The following is a 14,841-nucleotide window of genomic DNA, read 5'->3' on the forward strand; positions in this document are numbered from 1 at the left end:
ATAAACGTCCTGCCTGACCGGCTACTGCTGTTCAGCGGCGCTGACGGCGATCATCAGGTGGGGGAGTTTCAAGTGACCATACCCGGGGGATTTTGACCGACCCACGGGGCCTTTGCTTCCCTCGCTCCCGCTTCGCGCCACGCGCGCACACGACAGAGGAGGAGACGTTCGTGAAGGTCATTCGTGTTGTTGCAATTGCACTGACGGTCGGCATGGGTATGAGCTCGGCGGCCATGGCCGACGGGTTCAAGGATTGCACCAAGCTCGACAAGGCGTCGTGGAAGCCGGCCGCCGAAGCCGAAGCCAAGGCCAAGGCGCTGGGTTACGAAGTGCGGCGCTCCAAGATCGAAGGCTCGTGCTATGAGGTCTACGGCGTCAAGGAAGGCAAGCTCTACGAGCTGTTCTACAGCCCGGAAGATCTTAGCCTGAAGAAGACGGTCGCCAAGTAAGGTTTCAAGCAAGGGCTTGAGCAAGGCTTGAGGATAGTCACGGCTTGATCGACGAAGCGGTGCCAGAAACGCGCGGGGCGTCCGACGGGACCCCCGCGGATCGAACGGCTTCGCGGACGGTCGCAGTCTGGGACCTCCCGCTACGCCTCTGGCACTGGGCCCTCGCGGTCAGCATCTTGGCCGCGTGGTTCACGCCTACCGTCTACGATACCCTTCACCGCATCGTTGGCTATACGGTGCTCGGGCTTCTCGCCTTCCGCCTGGTCTGGGGTTTTTGGGGAAGCCGCTATTCGCGCTTCCGCATGGTCGGCGTCCGGCTTCGGGCCGCGCCACACTATCTCTGGAATCTACGCCGCGGCATGACCGGCCGCTATATCGGCCTCAATCCAGCCGGCACCTCGATGCTGGTGGCGCTGCTGCTGGCGATCGCCGTCTCGGCCATCACGGGGGCGATGTCGGTGACCGTCACCTTCTTCGGCCTGTGGTGGGTCGAGGACACCCACGCGATAGCATCCGACGCCGTCATCGTGCTGGCCGTGGTACACGTGCTGGGCGTCGTGCTGATGGGGCTTCTCCAGCGCGAGAACCTGATCCGCGCGATGTTCACCGGACGCAAGCGCATCCGCCATCATCAATAGGGTTTTTGAGGCGGCGCTCTCTCCTCGTCATGGCCGGGCTTATCCCCGCCATCCACGTTCTTTTGTGCCTCTCAGACGTGGATGCCCGGGTCATAGGCGAGTGAAGTGACGCCGTCCTTCGGACGGCTATGCCCAGGTATGACGGAGTGTGACGCGGCAGCGCGCCCCTCACTGCAACGGCGGATCGCCGCTGGTGCGCTTCTTGGCGAGATCCATCTCGGTCACCGCGATCAGGATTTCGGCGCGGGTCTTCAAATCCGGCGCCTCCAGCATGGCCTGCTTTTCCGCGGGGCCATAGGGCGACATCATCGCCAGCGCGTTGACGAGCGCCTCGTTGGGCGCGCTCTCGACGCCTTCCCAGTCGACCTTGAGATTGTTGGCCTTCAGGAAGTCCGCCAGCACTGTCAGCAGCGCCTCGCGATCGACTTCGTCCTCGCCCATGCGCGCGGTGAAGTCGTCGAGGAAGGTGAAGAAGTCCACCTTGCACTGGCGGTAGGCGGTCAGCACTTCGAGCTCTTTGACCACCTTGAAGCGCGAGACGCCGGTGAGCTCGAGGAGGTAGCGGCCGTCGCCGGATTCGGCGAGCTGGGTGATACGGCCGACGCAGCCGACGCGGAACAGCGCCGGCCTGTCGGAATTCTTCGGCGAGTGCGCGACGTCGGGCTGGATCATGCCGATCAGGCGATGGCCGTCGCGCAAGGAATCGTCGACCATCGAAAGGTAACGCGGCTCGAAGATGTTGAGCGGCATCTGGCCGCGCGGCAGCAAAAGCGCGCCCGGCAGCGGAAATACCGGAATGATCTCCGGCAGGTCGGCGGGGCCGCGATATTCGATGTTGATCGGCATCTGGACCCCGCTAGACCCGCTAGAGCATGATCCGGAAAAGTGTGAAGCGGTTTTCCGACAAGATCATGCTCCAACAATGACCCTTACGAAAACAGGATCGTCGACAAGCGCTTTCGTCCCTCGACGGTAGCATCATCCGTGCCACCCCAGGCCTCGAAGAATTGCACGAGCTGCTTGCGGGCGCCGTCGTCGTTCCACTTGCGGTCGCGCTTGATGATCGCCAGCAACTGCTCGGTGGCCGCCGCCCGGTTGCCTTGCGCATTCAGCGCGGTCGCAAGGTCGAAGCGAGCCTGATGATCGAGCGGGTCTGCGGCGACTTTCTGCTCCAGCTCGGCCACCGGTCCCAGCTGCTCCGCCTGCTCGGCGAGATCGATCGCGGTCTGCACGGCCTTCACGGCGGGATCGTTGCGCTTGGATTCCGGCACCATAGCCAGCGTCTGCTTGGCCTGCTCCATCGCGCCGGAGACGGCGTAGCATTTCGCGAGCCCGGCAAGGGCCGCGATGTTGGTCGAATCGTGCTGCAGCACCTCGGCATAGATCTGCGCGGCGGCGGCGGCGTCCCCCTCGGCGAGCACCGCCTCGGCCTCTTGCAGGATCTCGGCGATATTGGGCTCGCCCGGCGCCGTCACGCCCTTGGTCACTTTTTCGATAAAGGCGTTGACCTGGCTCTCCGGCACTGCGCCCATGAAGCCGTCGGCCGGCTGGCCGTTGACGAAGGCAATCACGGCCGGGATCGACTGGATGCCCATCTGGCCCGGGATCGCCGGATGCTGGTCGATATTCATCTTGACCAGCTTGACCTTGCCCTTGGCCGCCTTGACCGCCTTTTCCAGCACGGGCGTGAGCTGCTTGCAGGGGCCGCACCACTCCGCCCAGAAGTCGATCAGCACCGGCTGGCGCTTCGATTCCTCGATGACGTCCTTCACGAAGGTCTGGGTGGTGGTGTCCTTGATCAGATCGGCCGCAGCCGGGCCCGCCGCTCCGTTACCTTGGTCGATGATCGTCACGGGATCCCCTCATCTGATGTCTGGAATGGCGGCTCTTTAGCACGTCGCCAATTCATATACTTCGTTGTCGGCTCCTAGATTGGGCCGAATGGGCCGAATTTCAATCCATCAGGGCCGATTCGCCGGGTCCGGGGCGTTTTCGGGCGATTTGGCCGCATTCGGGGTCCATATAGGGCCTTCGAAACCGAATCTATGCTGCCGGTAGCTGTTGCATTCGCCGCCCGCTTTTGGCATACGACAGCCGTTGCCGGCGCGTCATGCGACCGACACAGGATGCGGGTGTAGCTCAGTGGTAGAGCACGACCTTGCCAAGGTCGGGGTCGAGGGTTCGAGCCCCTTCGCCCGCTCCAATTTTCCTTAACATTGCTGAGGGTTAGACTCTCGTCCAGGCGAAACGGTCCGGGACGATCTTCCCGGGGGAGCGTCCGGGGGAGCAGCGGTTCACAAGCTACTATGCTTGCGCGTCGAATCGATCAGTGACTTGAGAAAACGGCAGACTTGCTAGCTCGAGCCGCGGTGGCGGGAAAAAGCTTAGGAGATGCGGCGGGCAGGCAACGCTCATGCTTCCTCAGGCGTGAAGCACAATTCGCCAAGCCCCATCATGCGAAGCTGCGACCGAGCCGCCGCGGCATAGGGTTCGCGAGGATGCGTTCTAATCTGTATGGCAGTGATCGCTGCATTTATTTCCGCCTTGTCGGCAAACGACTCATCATTGGAGCTGGTGTCGAGCACCTTGCCCAACATGTCGGACAGCATCTTCACGTCCCTCATTACACGAAGACGCGCTTCCTTTAGCCTCGGAAGGTCCAGTCCGAGCCTGACGATCGATTCCTGCACACGCCTTTTGTTGGTACCGTAACAATACTTGCTAGGTCCCATGCGGCCATCAGCGTGTACTTCGATGAGACGGACATCTGCGGCATTGATCGGGTCGAGCAGCATTGGCCGTTCATCATCGACACAGCGATTTTCCCAGCAGGCCTTTGGACTCCCATCGACTAGGGGAAACCAACTGCCCTTCCCGTCCGTCTCATCCGTCTCTTCATTCCGGACAGGCCTATTCGACAATTGAGCGGAAAGTCGAAAATTTTCCCATGAAAATGCCAGCCAGTCGTAACCTGGTTTGTCACGAACTTTCTCGTCACGGCGAGCCTCGAGCTTTGGACGAAAGTGATCGACGTCGAGATGCGACTGCGCTTCGGGGCTTTCTGAGTACCAGCACTTCCCATACGACATCCTAGACAGGTAGTCCTTGAAGTCCCTCCAAATCTTGGAATTCTTCTTGATGTGCTCGGCGCGCTTGTCGGCTGGCAACTGCTCCAGTTGTTGCTGAGCGGCGACTGCCCTATCGAGCAATTCCTTCGGAATTATGCCCGCATCTCGTTTCACGTAAATCATGTCGCACCCTCCCGCTTTGTCAGGAGGTCTTTAATGAGCGCTTTCATTGCGTTGTGGCGCTTTTCGATCTGCTCGGGCGACATCGGAGGGCGGTCTGCGTACTTCACATCCTGCCAGGCGCGGAGGAAATCCTGATAGAGCGGCTCGCGATCTTCAAACATGAAACCGAGGCGGCCCAGCTTGTCATTGATCTCGATGAGATGCTTCTCTTGCGCTTCACTGCGTCGTTCAAGGCGCGCAAGATTATTGCGCTCATCGACCTGGCGTTGCGTCTCTGAATCGAGGCTAGAGGGCAGACCGAAGATTTCTGTGAGAGTGGCTGTGAAGCCCATGCCCTTTGGATCGGTGTATGGTGGGGTAACACTGACCTTGCCTTTCACGTCCGTAAACATCACGCGCACTTCGCGGCGATCGAGCGCCGCGATGGTAAGCGGATTATGCGAGCTCATGATGATGTGGCAATTCTTGGCATCGGCGGTCTGCCCGGTCCACTCGCGGATCAGGTCGAGGTAGGTATGCTGCCAGACGGGATTGAGGTGCGTATCGGGCTCGTCCAGCATGAAGAGGGCTCGCTTGCCGCGCGATACCCGAATGAGACCAAGCACCATCAAGAGCTGACGCTCACCGTCGGAGAGATCGGCGAAACTCACATCACCGGAGTTATCGTTGGCGCGGCGCACCCAGAGATGTAAATCTCGGAACAGGTCTGAAATGTCGACGGCTTCCAACGCCGCGAATAATTCCTGATCATCAGCATATATCGACTTAAAGCGCCCCAAGCCGTCCTCATCCTTGAGGAAACATGCGAACTGTGCCTCGTTTTGCTGTTTATCGCGATAATCGTCTATGGCATTTCCCACTAGACGCATCGGGTGAAAGGCCTCGTCACGAAAATAGCGAGCGCAACTGCCTGCAGGACCTTTGGCGTCCCAAAGATCAGCTGCATCCTGCAATTTGATCGACCGCGCGCCCTTGGCGAACCAGGGCGCCTTAAAGTGAGCGAGGGCCGAGTGAAAGCCTGTAATGCCGAGCTTTTCCCGCAACAGCCGATGGACGTTCGAATCTGGGAAAGCGAATAAAGAGAAGAGTGCAAAGATCCCGTGGATCGGCCGGCAATAGAATAGCCGCCGGTCCGCCAGGGCGCGCCGGCAATCCTCTAGATCGTCATTCGTCTTGATTGCGTCGTAGTAGCGACGCTGATGGCTATCAAAGAGCTGTTCAAGCCGTCGGCTGCCGCCAGAGTAATAACCGAACACGAGATCCGGAAACACTTCCGCCTTCTCGCGATCGAAGGTCGAGCGAGCCATCGACTTGCCATCGACTTCGATGCTCGGCTTGCTTTTGCGATTGCTCAATCGGACCTTATGATTGCCGATGCGATAGTCGATCTCGTAGGTGTACCGCGGCGCACCGCGGTTGATGTCGGCAAAACGGAACACATCGACAATGGCTTCGATCAGGTTGGATTTGCCCGCGCCGTTCACGCCAATAATCACGCTCGTGAGACGACTTTCGTCAAAGTCCGCCTCGACCTCCTTGAGGTTCTTGAAACCGTCGATATAGACCCGATCGAGGCGCATCAAGCAGCCTGCAATGTCTGATTGTTCTGGTCCCGGATGTGGCCTTGATCGACTTCCCAGGCGAGCTGCTTGTAGAAATCTGTCACCGGCAAGTCGGCTATCTTGAACAGATCCTCTACGTTCGACGAACCACCGGCCTGGCGTATGATGTTGGCCAGGTAGGGCTTGTACCTCACGTCCTCGTCTTGTCTGCTCTTCGTCATGACGGCTTTCTCGCGCGGCGTCTTCGGCAGTGATGCCTTGCGGCCTCGTTTGGGTTGGGATTGAGCCTGTTGTCTGCGAGCGGCGTTGCTGCGCTCCAGGAGGACACTCGCGGGCTCATCGTTCGGGTCCTGCGGCACCAGTTCCCCCTTGAACGCCTTCGCTAGGATTGCAGCCTCGAGCCGATCAAGCAGCGCACGTGCGCGAGCGGCTTCGGCTTCGAGGCGATTGGAGCGAGCGAAAGCGGCATCAAGCCTCCCGACAAGGCCCTGGTGCTCACTCTCAGGAGGCGTCGGAATCCGGAATCGAGCCAAGCCCGCCTTGCCGATATGAATGATATTTACACCCTTAGTGCTAGCGACGAACTGCCCACTGAGGGCCAGATAGAGTAAACAATAACGCAAGAGATCAGAATTGTAGGCGCGCGGTCTTATGCGCAACAACGTATTCTGGAAGCATACGTCCGCGATTTGACAGCGCCACACCGCCGGCTTGCCGACTTCTTTAGCGCTGCCGGATCCCTCGTTGAGGAGCACGTCGCCATCTCTCAAGGAGAAGGCTGCAAATTCGTCGGGGCTGAAGTTCATCTCCTTTACGTTAGATAGGTCCCATCCATTCCAGGTAACGTTTGCGGCCCTTAGGTAGGGGCGCATGTGGGGGCCAATGTGGTCTTTCGGCGATCGCTGTCGGCCAAGGTGAACTTCGCCAATCTCGTCGACGCGTCTCAACGACCAACCAGCGGGCATTTCGGCGTCGAAATGAAATACTGAGCGAAGAGCACTGATTCGAATCTGGACAGCGAGGTTAAGTGCTCGGTCCAACTCCACCCGCGCGCGACCGAGGCGCGCAAACAGTGCATCCAGCTTTGCGACGATGCGGCGCTGCTCTGGCAGTGGTGGTAGGTCTATCTCAAAAGCGCCAAGATCGCGAAGCCCGATCCGCGGCCGCGTAATGCCCCGCACATTGCTGCTAAACGTCTCATAAGACGACGGGGCTGCTAGCTTGTAGGCCAAAAATCGGGGTTCGCAGATTGATCGATCGGTCCTAACACAGAAGCAGTCAGCCTTATTAATGATCTTCCCGTCCAATAAGTCCGGCAACTGGCAAACGCGTGTCTCCTGATCAACAAACGACGAGAACAGAATATCTCCGCCCCTAAGCAGATGTCGACGCAAGCTCTCTGCCTTTGCCTTCGAGACAAATGACCTAAGTTCCTCTTTGAACGTGAGGTGTCCGATATTCTCTAGTCTGGCGACGCGCACGCCTTCGTCCGTGTAGTCGGATGTCTTTAGTGCAGAACCAAACGGACCATCAAACATGGCAACCGCCACGTCGGCGACGGTCGTCGCCTGCCAGCCGCTCGGCAGCGTCACTCCACAGTCTCCTTGTCTTCAGCACCCAACTCCTCGCCACCCAACTCCTCCACAAACGCTCGCACCTCCTCCAGCGCCGCGGACAAGTGCCCGTCGATCGCCGCGGCGATATCCTCGGGCGCGTCGAGCCCATCCTCGGCCGCGTCGCTGGTGTCCTTGAGCCAGGTGATATCGAGGTTGTCGCCGCGGGCTGCAATCTCCTCGCGGGTAAAGCGGCGGAAGCGGCCGGTCTCGCCCTGGTCGGTGCGCAGTGCACGGCCGTAGGGATCGTCGCCGAAGGCGGCGACGAAGTCATCGAAGTCGGCAAGCTTCAGCGAATTTGTCTTGCCATAGGCCAGTGCGCCGGAGCGCATATCGTAGATCCACACCGCCTCGGTCGCATCCTTCGCTGGCGCCTCCTCATTTGCTCGTGTGAAGAACAACACGTTGGTCTTGACGCCCTGCGCGTAGAAGATGCCGGTTGGCAGCCGAAGGACCGTGTGCAGGTCGCACCAGTTCATCAGCCGCTGGCGGAGCTGGCGGCCCTTGCCGTCGTCGAACAGCACGTTGTCTGGTACTACGATAGCGACACGGCCGCCGAGCTTCAGCGCACGGATGCAATGCTCGACGAATGGCAGCTGATAGGACGAGACCCGATCGGTGATGGTGAGGTCGTCGCGGGTCGGCGGGCCGCCGGCTGGGCCGAATGGCGGATTGGTCAGGATCAGGTCAGCGTTCTTGAATTTCGGCTGCATCCCGCTCGGCGATAATGTGTCGGCGAGTTCAAGATGATCCGGATCTATCTTGTGCAGGTGCAGGTTCATCAGCAGCAAGCGGAAGGTGTCCTGCACATTCTCGATACCACGTAGCGCCTCGCTGACTTGGAATTTCGCCTTGCGAGGGGTCGAAAGTAAATCGAAATAGTCGTCCGTGGCGGCACGCATGAACCGGTCGGCCGCGATGAGGAAGCCGCCGGTGCCGGCGGCCGGATCCTGGATCACTTCGCCCGGCTTCGGCTGCATCAGGCGGACCATCACCTCGATCAGCACGCGCGGCGTGAAATACTGTCCCGCCCCCCGCTTGGTCTCCTCCGCCATCTTCTGCAACAGGCCTTCATAGGTGTCGCCGAAGGCGTCACGCTCCTCGCTAAACCAGTGTAGCCCGTCGATCGCGTCGATCAGGCGCCGCAGATTGACCGGCTCGCGCAGGATCGTGGCCGCGTTGTGGAAGATCGCGACCACCGAGCGGTCGGCGATCTTGGTCCCGTCGCCGAGATCAATTAGCGCCTGGCGGTAGCGCTGAAGCACCTCCGTCTCGGACGCCGTCTTCAGCGCGCCCCAGCGGTACTGTTCGGGAATCCGGCTCTCGTCCTTCTGTTCCGAGGCCATCTTCAGGAACAGCAGATAGGTCAGCTCGGTGACATATTGCTGGTAGGTGACGCCGTCCTTGCGCAGCATGGCGCATAGCCGCCACAGCCGGTTGACGAGATCTGTCGATGGATTCATGCTTATTCCCGCCTACGCGACGTGGTGGTCCCAGATCGCGCTGTTAAGGTCTTTCAAGACGTCACCTAATCCATGATCGAACTCGCGGTCTACCGTCTTAAAGCCCCCTGCCTGCGCAAACAGGGGATCGGCGAGGATTTCGGGGTCGCCGACCGGCTGCGCCTTCAGCGCGCGGCCGATGCGGACCAGCCATTGCTTTTGCTTGGCCGTCCATGCCCGGCTCGCGATGATGCGCTGAACACCGTTCTCGACGCGTGCCTCGTAAGGAACGAGCGGATCGCCGATCGCAGCCTGGCGCACAAAACCGATGATGTGGGCAGCGATGTCGGCGTTGCGTACCCTGCCGTAGGCTGACGGAGGCTCGCTTCCGAAAAGCCGTTTGCGTCGAGCAGAACGGCGAGCTCTTTCAGTTCCTTGCGCGTCAGCTCGCGCGGCTTCTGAGTCGCGGCGATCAGCGCCGGCGCAGAGTTCATGTTAGCTCTGACGAATGCCTCGAAGCTTTCGATATAATCGGCTGGGCTGGCACGGCTGCCGAAATTATCTTCAACGCTGATCAATTCGTCTTCGTGCTCGGAGATATAGACGCCTTCGCGCGGGCGCGCGGGATTGGCGTTGTCGAGAACGGTGGCGAGCAGCGGATGCTGTCGGAACAATTCGAGCGTGTCGGCAGGTGGCGAGGACCGCAGCCGGTCGGGGAGCGCGGTCAAGGGCCCCAGCACGGTTTCGAGCGTCTCGCGCTGGCAACCTTCGATTTGATTGATGCGCTGGCGCAGTTTGACCAAGATCTGGTCGCGGACGAAGGCGCGATCCTCCTCGGACGTGGATCGTTCGAGGTCGCCGACGAGGGTTGCGAACGACAAGGCAGGATTGACAACGACTGGCCGCATGTCGGTCACGTCCTGCAGATTGGCATAGATGTCGACCGCGTCGAATATGCGGAAATATTCCTTGCCGATCTCGTCGCAGCGCCGGGTAGCGCGGCCGATCATCTGGTCGTAGAGAATGCGGCTGTTGACCCTGCGCACGAACACGAGATTGGTGATCGCGGGAACGTCGACGCCGGTTGTCAGCAGGTCGACGGTCACGACATATTTTGGGCGCGGGTCGTTCTTGAACGCCTTGATGCGCTCCAGCGGCTTGTCCACGGAGCCGGTAATCTTCTCAACGATATCGTGCGGCTGCGGACCGTATTCGTCGGTCAACGCGTCACGCAGCTCCTTGACCAAGGTGTCGGCATGATCGTCGCGCGTCGCGAACAGTAGCGTCTTGCCGCGCTCGCTCGGTGGGCATTCCCGCGCGACAGCGACGGCAACGGCCAGGTTGAACGCGGTCGTGAGGACCTTCTTGTTGAACTCGGCGACCTCGAAATCGACCTGGTCGTCGAGGTTAAATAGGTCGATCTGGCCGGTGTGCGGATCGATGATGTGGACTTCATCCCCCGGCGTGAAGCTGATTCCAGTCTGGCTCAGCGCTGTCGTGATGCGGCGCGGCGGCCTGTGGTCGATCAGGTAGCCGTCGACCACGGCCTGTCGATAACCATAGTGAAACACCGCGGGTCCGAAGATCTCGCGGGTATGGAGCGCCGGGGTCGCGGTGAGCGCGATCCGCGTCGCGTCGAAATAGTCGAGCACTCGCCGATATGCCGACAGATAATCCTCGAGATTGCGGAAACCGAGATCGTCGTCGCGCAGTTCGGCGTCCAGCGTATAGCCGCGGTGCGCCTCATCGACGATGATGAGATCATAGGTGCCCGGCGTCGGACGTTCGCCGTCGGGATCCTCGAACAGGCGGCGCATCATCGCCTGCACGGTTGCCACCTGCACCCGATCGGTCGCCTCAGGGAACTTCTTGGTAAGATCGGCGACTGGAAACACCTGATCGAACTTGAGAAAGCCAGCAGTATCCGTCGTGCTCATAGCGTCCAGCGTCTGGCGCCCGAGCGCGTTGCGGTCGACCAGGAACAGGATGCGTCTGAACCGCTTGCGGCGTAGAAGCTCATACATCAACGCGATCGCAAGCCGCGTCTTGCCGGTGCCGGTCGCCATCGCGAGCAGGATGTTCTGCTGGCCCGCTGCAATCGCGGTCTCGACCGCATTGATTGCGTCGGTTTGATAGGGCCGCAGGCCAGTGACCCCGAGCTCGCGCTCGGCGAGTTCGTGGAAACCACCCTCGGTCTGCTCGAGCCGCTCAGTGAGGTCGCGCGGTGAAAACCACTCCGGCAGCGCGCGCGGTTCTTCACCTCCGGTCGGGCGTGCATCCCAGAACCAGATGCCGGACTTGGTTGCGAACTGCTTTACATAGGGCCGGCCGTTGGTGACAAACAGGAATGGAACGCGGAATTTGTCGAGCTCTTGAGCCCACGGACTACCGGGCGCGGTCTCATCCGGCGCCAACTTGATATCGCGGGCATAGCGTTTGGCTTGGCCGAGGCGACCGGGGACGTCCCGGGCACCACGCTTGGCTTCAATTACTCCGACGCAGCGGCCCTCGACGAACAGCGCATAGTCAACTGGACCGCTGTCGGTCGGCCACTCGGCGATCGCGATTGCATGTCCCGGCTGCGGACGTGTGCCCGCCGCATGCCGCAGTACGCGGCTGTCGACCATCCAGCCAGCCGCCCGGAGTTGGTCGTCGATCAGGAGGCGAGTAGTAGCCTCATCCAGCTCGACCTGTTGTGCCTGCCGGTTGGCGAGTTGTGCGAGCAGATCGAGTTGCTGTGTTGGTGTTACCTCGGCGGCCGCCTGCGCCGCCTTCAGCGCGGTCTCTGTTTTTCGCAGTCCCGCCTCCGTTTCGGCGGCATAGCGCTCCCAAAATTCTTTGTCCTGCCGGTGCGCCTCTGCTTCCGAGATCGCCTTCAAGCGCGCGTCTTCCGCGTCCCTATACGCAAGCAGCGCCTTTGCCGCCTCATCCGAACTGACGCGGACCAGTCCCCGCAGCTCTTCCACTTCGGCCTTGAGAGCGCCTGTGGCATCGACGGGGGGCGTTGGCGGAACGAAGGGACTGGGCTTGTAGTTCGGCCGACCGCCATAGCTCTGGTGGAACCAGACGGCCGCACTGCGCGCAATCTTCAGCGCAGCGAGCGCATCGGCCGTCGAGCCAACATTCTCGTGAACCGCAGCATTGCCGACGCGCTTCAGGTGGAAAAGGAGGTCGGCAACCTCCGTCGGCAGGACCGCTCGAATTTTGACCGTGCGGAGCACCTCGTCGAAGGTCGCCGCATGGGACGGCAGAAGACCGTGCCGGGCCGCAACCTCCTTGGCGAGGAATTCGCCGAGCTGCCGCAGCTTGATCAGAGCCGATGGAGCATCGTCGAAGAAATAGCGCTCCGCCAGCGCACCCAGCCGCGCAAGACGTTCGTCTTGCGTCGCAAGGAAATCGAAGTTGCTTGAGACCCCCATGGAAGAGAAACGTACCGACATGCACAGTGAACTCAAGAGTATGCACTACTTAAAGTCTTTGTACTCTTCCAGCTTGCCACCGCTAGGCTTCGGCTTCCAGTGGCGTCCACTCCCGCCAGTAGTGCGTTGCCCAACCAAGCCTTCGCACCGAGTAGTTTCGGTATGGGATCGATGCGAGCCTGGTTGAGCCAAGCTCAATTCCGCGGGATGGTGATGTGTGCAGCGGCAGCAAAGCGAACCATCGATCGAACCAACCAGAACTCTTGTGGAAGCAAGCTGGAGAGCTTTATGGACTGACGATCACCGCCCAATCGAGGCAAAAAAGAATCTAAAATCAAGGAGTTAGCTAAGATATTGATTTATATATGGGAATCGACTATATTGAGATTAATTCGGCTACGGTCGAAGGGAGATCGCTTGCGATCGCCGGGGGCTATAGGCCCCCGGGCTACTTGTTAAGGAAGCCATTTCCTGCCGCATCCCTCAATGGTCCCCCATCGCGGGTGGCGGTCATAAATTTTCTCCAACGAGCGAATCAAAGATGCCCCATAGTCATCGGGGATTGGAACGCCTTGCTTCATGAACTTGAATGTCCTGTGCGCCGGATGAGCAAGAGAATCTGCCACCTGGAGACCAGCGATGTTTGCGGTCTTCGGTTGTAGACGCAGTTCGCGGGAAATCAGTCTCGCTCGCACGACCTGCGGCTTTACGAAATCGCTGCCGTGGTCATGCAGGCGCCTGAACGCTCGCCGGAGCCGTGCATCGTGCCAAGGCCCCCTTGCCTCTCCTACCACGTCCCCGACGAATCCGTTGCGGTTTAGCCAGAGCACGTACCTTTCCACCAGACAGGTCAGGACGTAGTGATAAGGATCAAATTGCCAGACCTTGTATTTCTCAAGGTGCCGTTGCTTATCGATTGAAACGGTGAACGCCGGGCCTGGCAAATATTCAATCAGATTCGCGAACTGTGCGTCGAACTCAGCGCGCTTGGCGTGATCATCCAGTACCGCAAAGACTCCTTCACGGCCCATGATTTCCTTTCGGTGAAGTATCACGTCAGGGCTGTTAAATATGCGCCTCTTAAATGCGGACACCCGTGTAGTGAACGTCGTGTCGTGCACGTCCTGGCGAAACACAATCCCGGTGAGACTTAGATAGCGCGTGAGCGTCACGACAGGATCACCGGTTCCCGGGCTTGACTTGCGCGGAATGCTCTGGATAGCGCGGTCGGGATGATTGACGCCGCCGGGGCGCGGTGATGGGGTGATCCCGGTTCGGAGCGGGCAACGGGATCAGAATGAACAGCGAGTCGCAGCTGCGCGAGAAGCTTCGGAAGATCGAGGCGTTGTTCGTGGGGGCCGGAACTGCTGGTGAGCGCCATGCGGCGGAAGCCGCGCTGCAGCGGGTGCGGGCCCGGGTCGAGGAACTCGCTCGCCACGATCCACCAATCGAACAGCAATTCTCACTTCCCGACCAGTGGTCTCGGCACCTTTTTCTGGCGCTTTGCCGCCGATATGGGCTGCGGCCGTTTCGTTATCGCCGGCAGCGACGCAACACGGTGATGGTCCGTGCGTCACGGGGCTTCGTCGATCGAGTCCTGCTGCCGGAGTTCACCGAGCTGGAGCGTGCGCTGCAAGTGTATCTGCACGAGGTGACGCTGCGCGTGATCCGCGAAGAGATCTACGACGACGCCAGCGATGCGCAGGAAGTTCCAGATGCCCTGCCGTCGAACTGATCAGGCGGCGAGCTTTGCCTGCGAACTATCGCGCTCGGCCTTCCAATTCCACGGCAACAGCATGTGCAGCTGATTGATCTTTGTACTTCCGGAGACGATGCGCTCGAGAACATCGGTCAGATAGTGCCGCGGGTCGATGTCGTGCAGCTTTGCCGTGTTGATGAGCGATGCGAGGGTGGCCCAGCTTTCGGCGCCGCCCTCACTGCCGGCGAACAAGTAATTCTTTTTTCCCAGGCCTATCGGCTTGATGCTGCGTTCGACCGTATTGCTGTCGATCTCGATGCGACCATCATCGATGAAGCGCGTCAGGCCTTCCCAATGGTTGAGGGTGTAGCGGATCGCCTTGCCAAGGCCGGATTTCTTCGAGACTTCCAGTAGCCGCCCCTCGAGCCAGGGTTTGAAGCCCTCGATCGACGGCCTGGTGTCGGTCTGCCGCACTGCAGCCCGATGCGCCGCCGGCAGACCGCGGATGCGATCCTCGATGGCGTAGAACATCGCGATCCGTTGCAGCGCTTCCGCAGCAATCGGCGACTTCGTCGCGACGTGAACGTCCCAGAACTTCCGCCGCGCATGCGCGAAGCAGAACGCCAACTGCACCAGATGGCCGCCGTTCTTGATCAGGCCCTTGTAGGCGGCATAGCCGTCGACCTGCAGGATGCCGTGGTAGTCCCCGAACAGCTGCTTGGCGCGGATCGCCTTGCGATCCTCAGCAAACGTGTAGACTACCGCCGG

At 60.3% G+C, this 14,841-nt stretch carries 12 protein-coding genes and 1 tRNA gene; 4 read left to right on the plus strand and 9 right to left on the minus strand.

Annotated features, from left to right (window positions below; genetic code table 11):
* Positions 1 to 170: 170 nt before the first annotated feature.
* Positions 171 to 449, plus strand: coding sequence for a PepSY domain-containing protein (locus QJT78_RS42240; RefSeq protein ID WP_028150199.1), 279 nt, complete (start codon positions 171 to 173; stop codon positions 447 to 449).
* A gap of 44 nt (positions 450 to 493) precedes the next feature.
* Positions 494 to 1,087 (plus strand): cytochrome b/b6 domain-containing protein, encoded by a 594-nt coding sequence (locus QJT78_RS42245; protein WP_028150200.1) that lies wholly within the window; start codon positions 494 to 496, stop codon positions 1,085 to 1,087.
* Positions 1,088 to 1,255: 168 nt separating this feature from the next.
* Here QJT78_RS42245 and QJT78_RS42250 read toward each other — a convergent pair whose 3' ends face one another.
* Both QJT78_RS42250 and trxA read right to left on the minus strand, forming a co-directional pair.
* Positions 1,256 to 1,933 (minus strand): LON peptidase substrate-binding domain-containing protein, encoded by a 678-nt coding sequence (locus QJT78_RS42250; RefSeq protein WP_028150201.1) that lies wholly within the window; start codon positions 1,931 to 1,933, stop codon positions 1,256 to 1,258.
* Positions 1,934 to 2,016: 83 nt separating this feature from the next.
* Positions 2,017 to 2,940: a thioredoxin gene (gene trxA / locus QJT78_RS42255; protein ID WP_028150202.1), complete on the minus strand. Its 924-nt coding sequence runs from the start codon at positions 2,938 to 2,940 to the stop codon at positions 2,017 to 2,019.
* Between the two features lie 275 nt (positions 2,941 to 3,215).
* On the opposite strand from trxA, the gene QJT78_RS42260 reads away from it, so the two are divergent.
* Positions 3,216 to 3,290 (plus strand) — tRNA-Gly (locus QJT78_RS42260).
* A gap of 208 nt (positions 3,291 to 3,498) precedes the next feature.
* Here QJT78_RS42260 and QJT78_RS42265 read toward each other — a convergent pair.
* The 6 genes from QJT78_RS42265 to QJT78_RS42295 all read right to left on the minus strand — a co-directional run bounded on the left by QJT78_RS42265 (position 3,499) and on the right by QJT78_RS42295 (position 13,546).
* Positions 3,499 to 4,338, minus strand: coding sequence for a hypothetical protein (locus tag QJT78_RS42265; RefSeq protein ID WP_038952256.1), 840 nt, complete (start codon positions 4,336 to 4,338; stop codon positions 3,499 to 3,501).
* Positions 4,335 to 5,918, minus strand: a complete 1,584-nt coding sequence (locus QJT78_RS42270; RefSeq protein ID WP_038952255.1) for an ATP-binding protein — start codon at positions 5,916 to 5,918, stop codon at positions 4,335 to 4,337. Before QJT78_RS42270 ends, QJT78_RS42265 begins: the two co-directional genes overlap by 4 nt.
* Entirely contained in the window at positions 5,918 to 7,492 is a 1,575-nt protein-coding gene (locus QJT78_RS42275) for a restriction endonuclease subunit S (protein WP_049810207.1), read from the minus strand. Before QJT78_RS42275 ends, QJT78_RS42270 begins: the two co-directional genes overlap by 1 nt.
* A complete protein-coding gene (locus QJT78_RS42280) occupies positions 7,489 to 8,976 on the minus strand; it encodes a class I SAM-dependent DNA methyltransferase (protein WP_038952252.1) in 1,488 nt (495 codons plus the stop codon). The genes QJT78_RS42275 and QJT78_RS42280 overlap by 4 nt, the downstream gene beginning before the upstream one ends.
* 164 nt (positions 8,977 to 9,140) lie before the next feature.
* On the minus strand, positions 9,141 to 12,395 hold the full coding sequence (gene hsdR, locus QJT78_RS42290; RefSeq protein WP_348652419.1) for a type I restriction-modification system endonuclease: 3,255 nt from the start codon (positions 12,393 to 12,395) through the stop codon (positions 9,141 to 9,143).
* A 434-nt stretch (positions 12,396 to 12,829) separates the two neighbouring features.
* Positions 12,830 to 13,546 carry a DUF3800 domain-containing protein gene (locus tag QJT78_RS42295; RefSeq protein ID WP_038952250.1) on the minus strand — a complete coding sequence of 239 codons (717 nt, stop codon included), beginning with the start codon at positions 13,544 to 13,546 and terminating at the stop codon, positions 12,830 to 12,832.
* Between the two features lie 125 nt (positions 13,547 to 13,671).
* Between QJT78_RS42295 and QJT78_RS42300 the strand changes: the two genes are divergently transcribed.
* Entirely contained in the window at positions 13,672 to 14,109 is a 438-nt protein-coding gene (locus tag QJT78_RS42300) for a hypothetical protein (RefSeq protein WP_038952249.1), read from the plus strand.
* Here the strand turns inward: QJT78_RS42300 and QJT78_RS42305 are convergent.
* On the minus strand, positions 14,110 to 14,841 hold a 732-nt coding region (locus tag QJT78_RS42305), incomplete at its 5' end, for an IS66 family transposase (RefSeq protein WP_281460586.1). It lies immediately after the preceding gene.

The sequence above is a fragment of the Bradyrhizobium sp. Mp27 genome (assembly GCF_029953005.1).
GTDB classification, from domain to species: Bacteria; Pseudomonadota; Alphaproteobacteria; order Rhizobiales; family Xanthobacteraceae; genus Bradyrhizobium; species Bradyrhizobium barranii.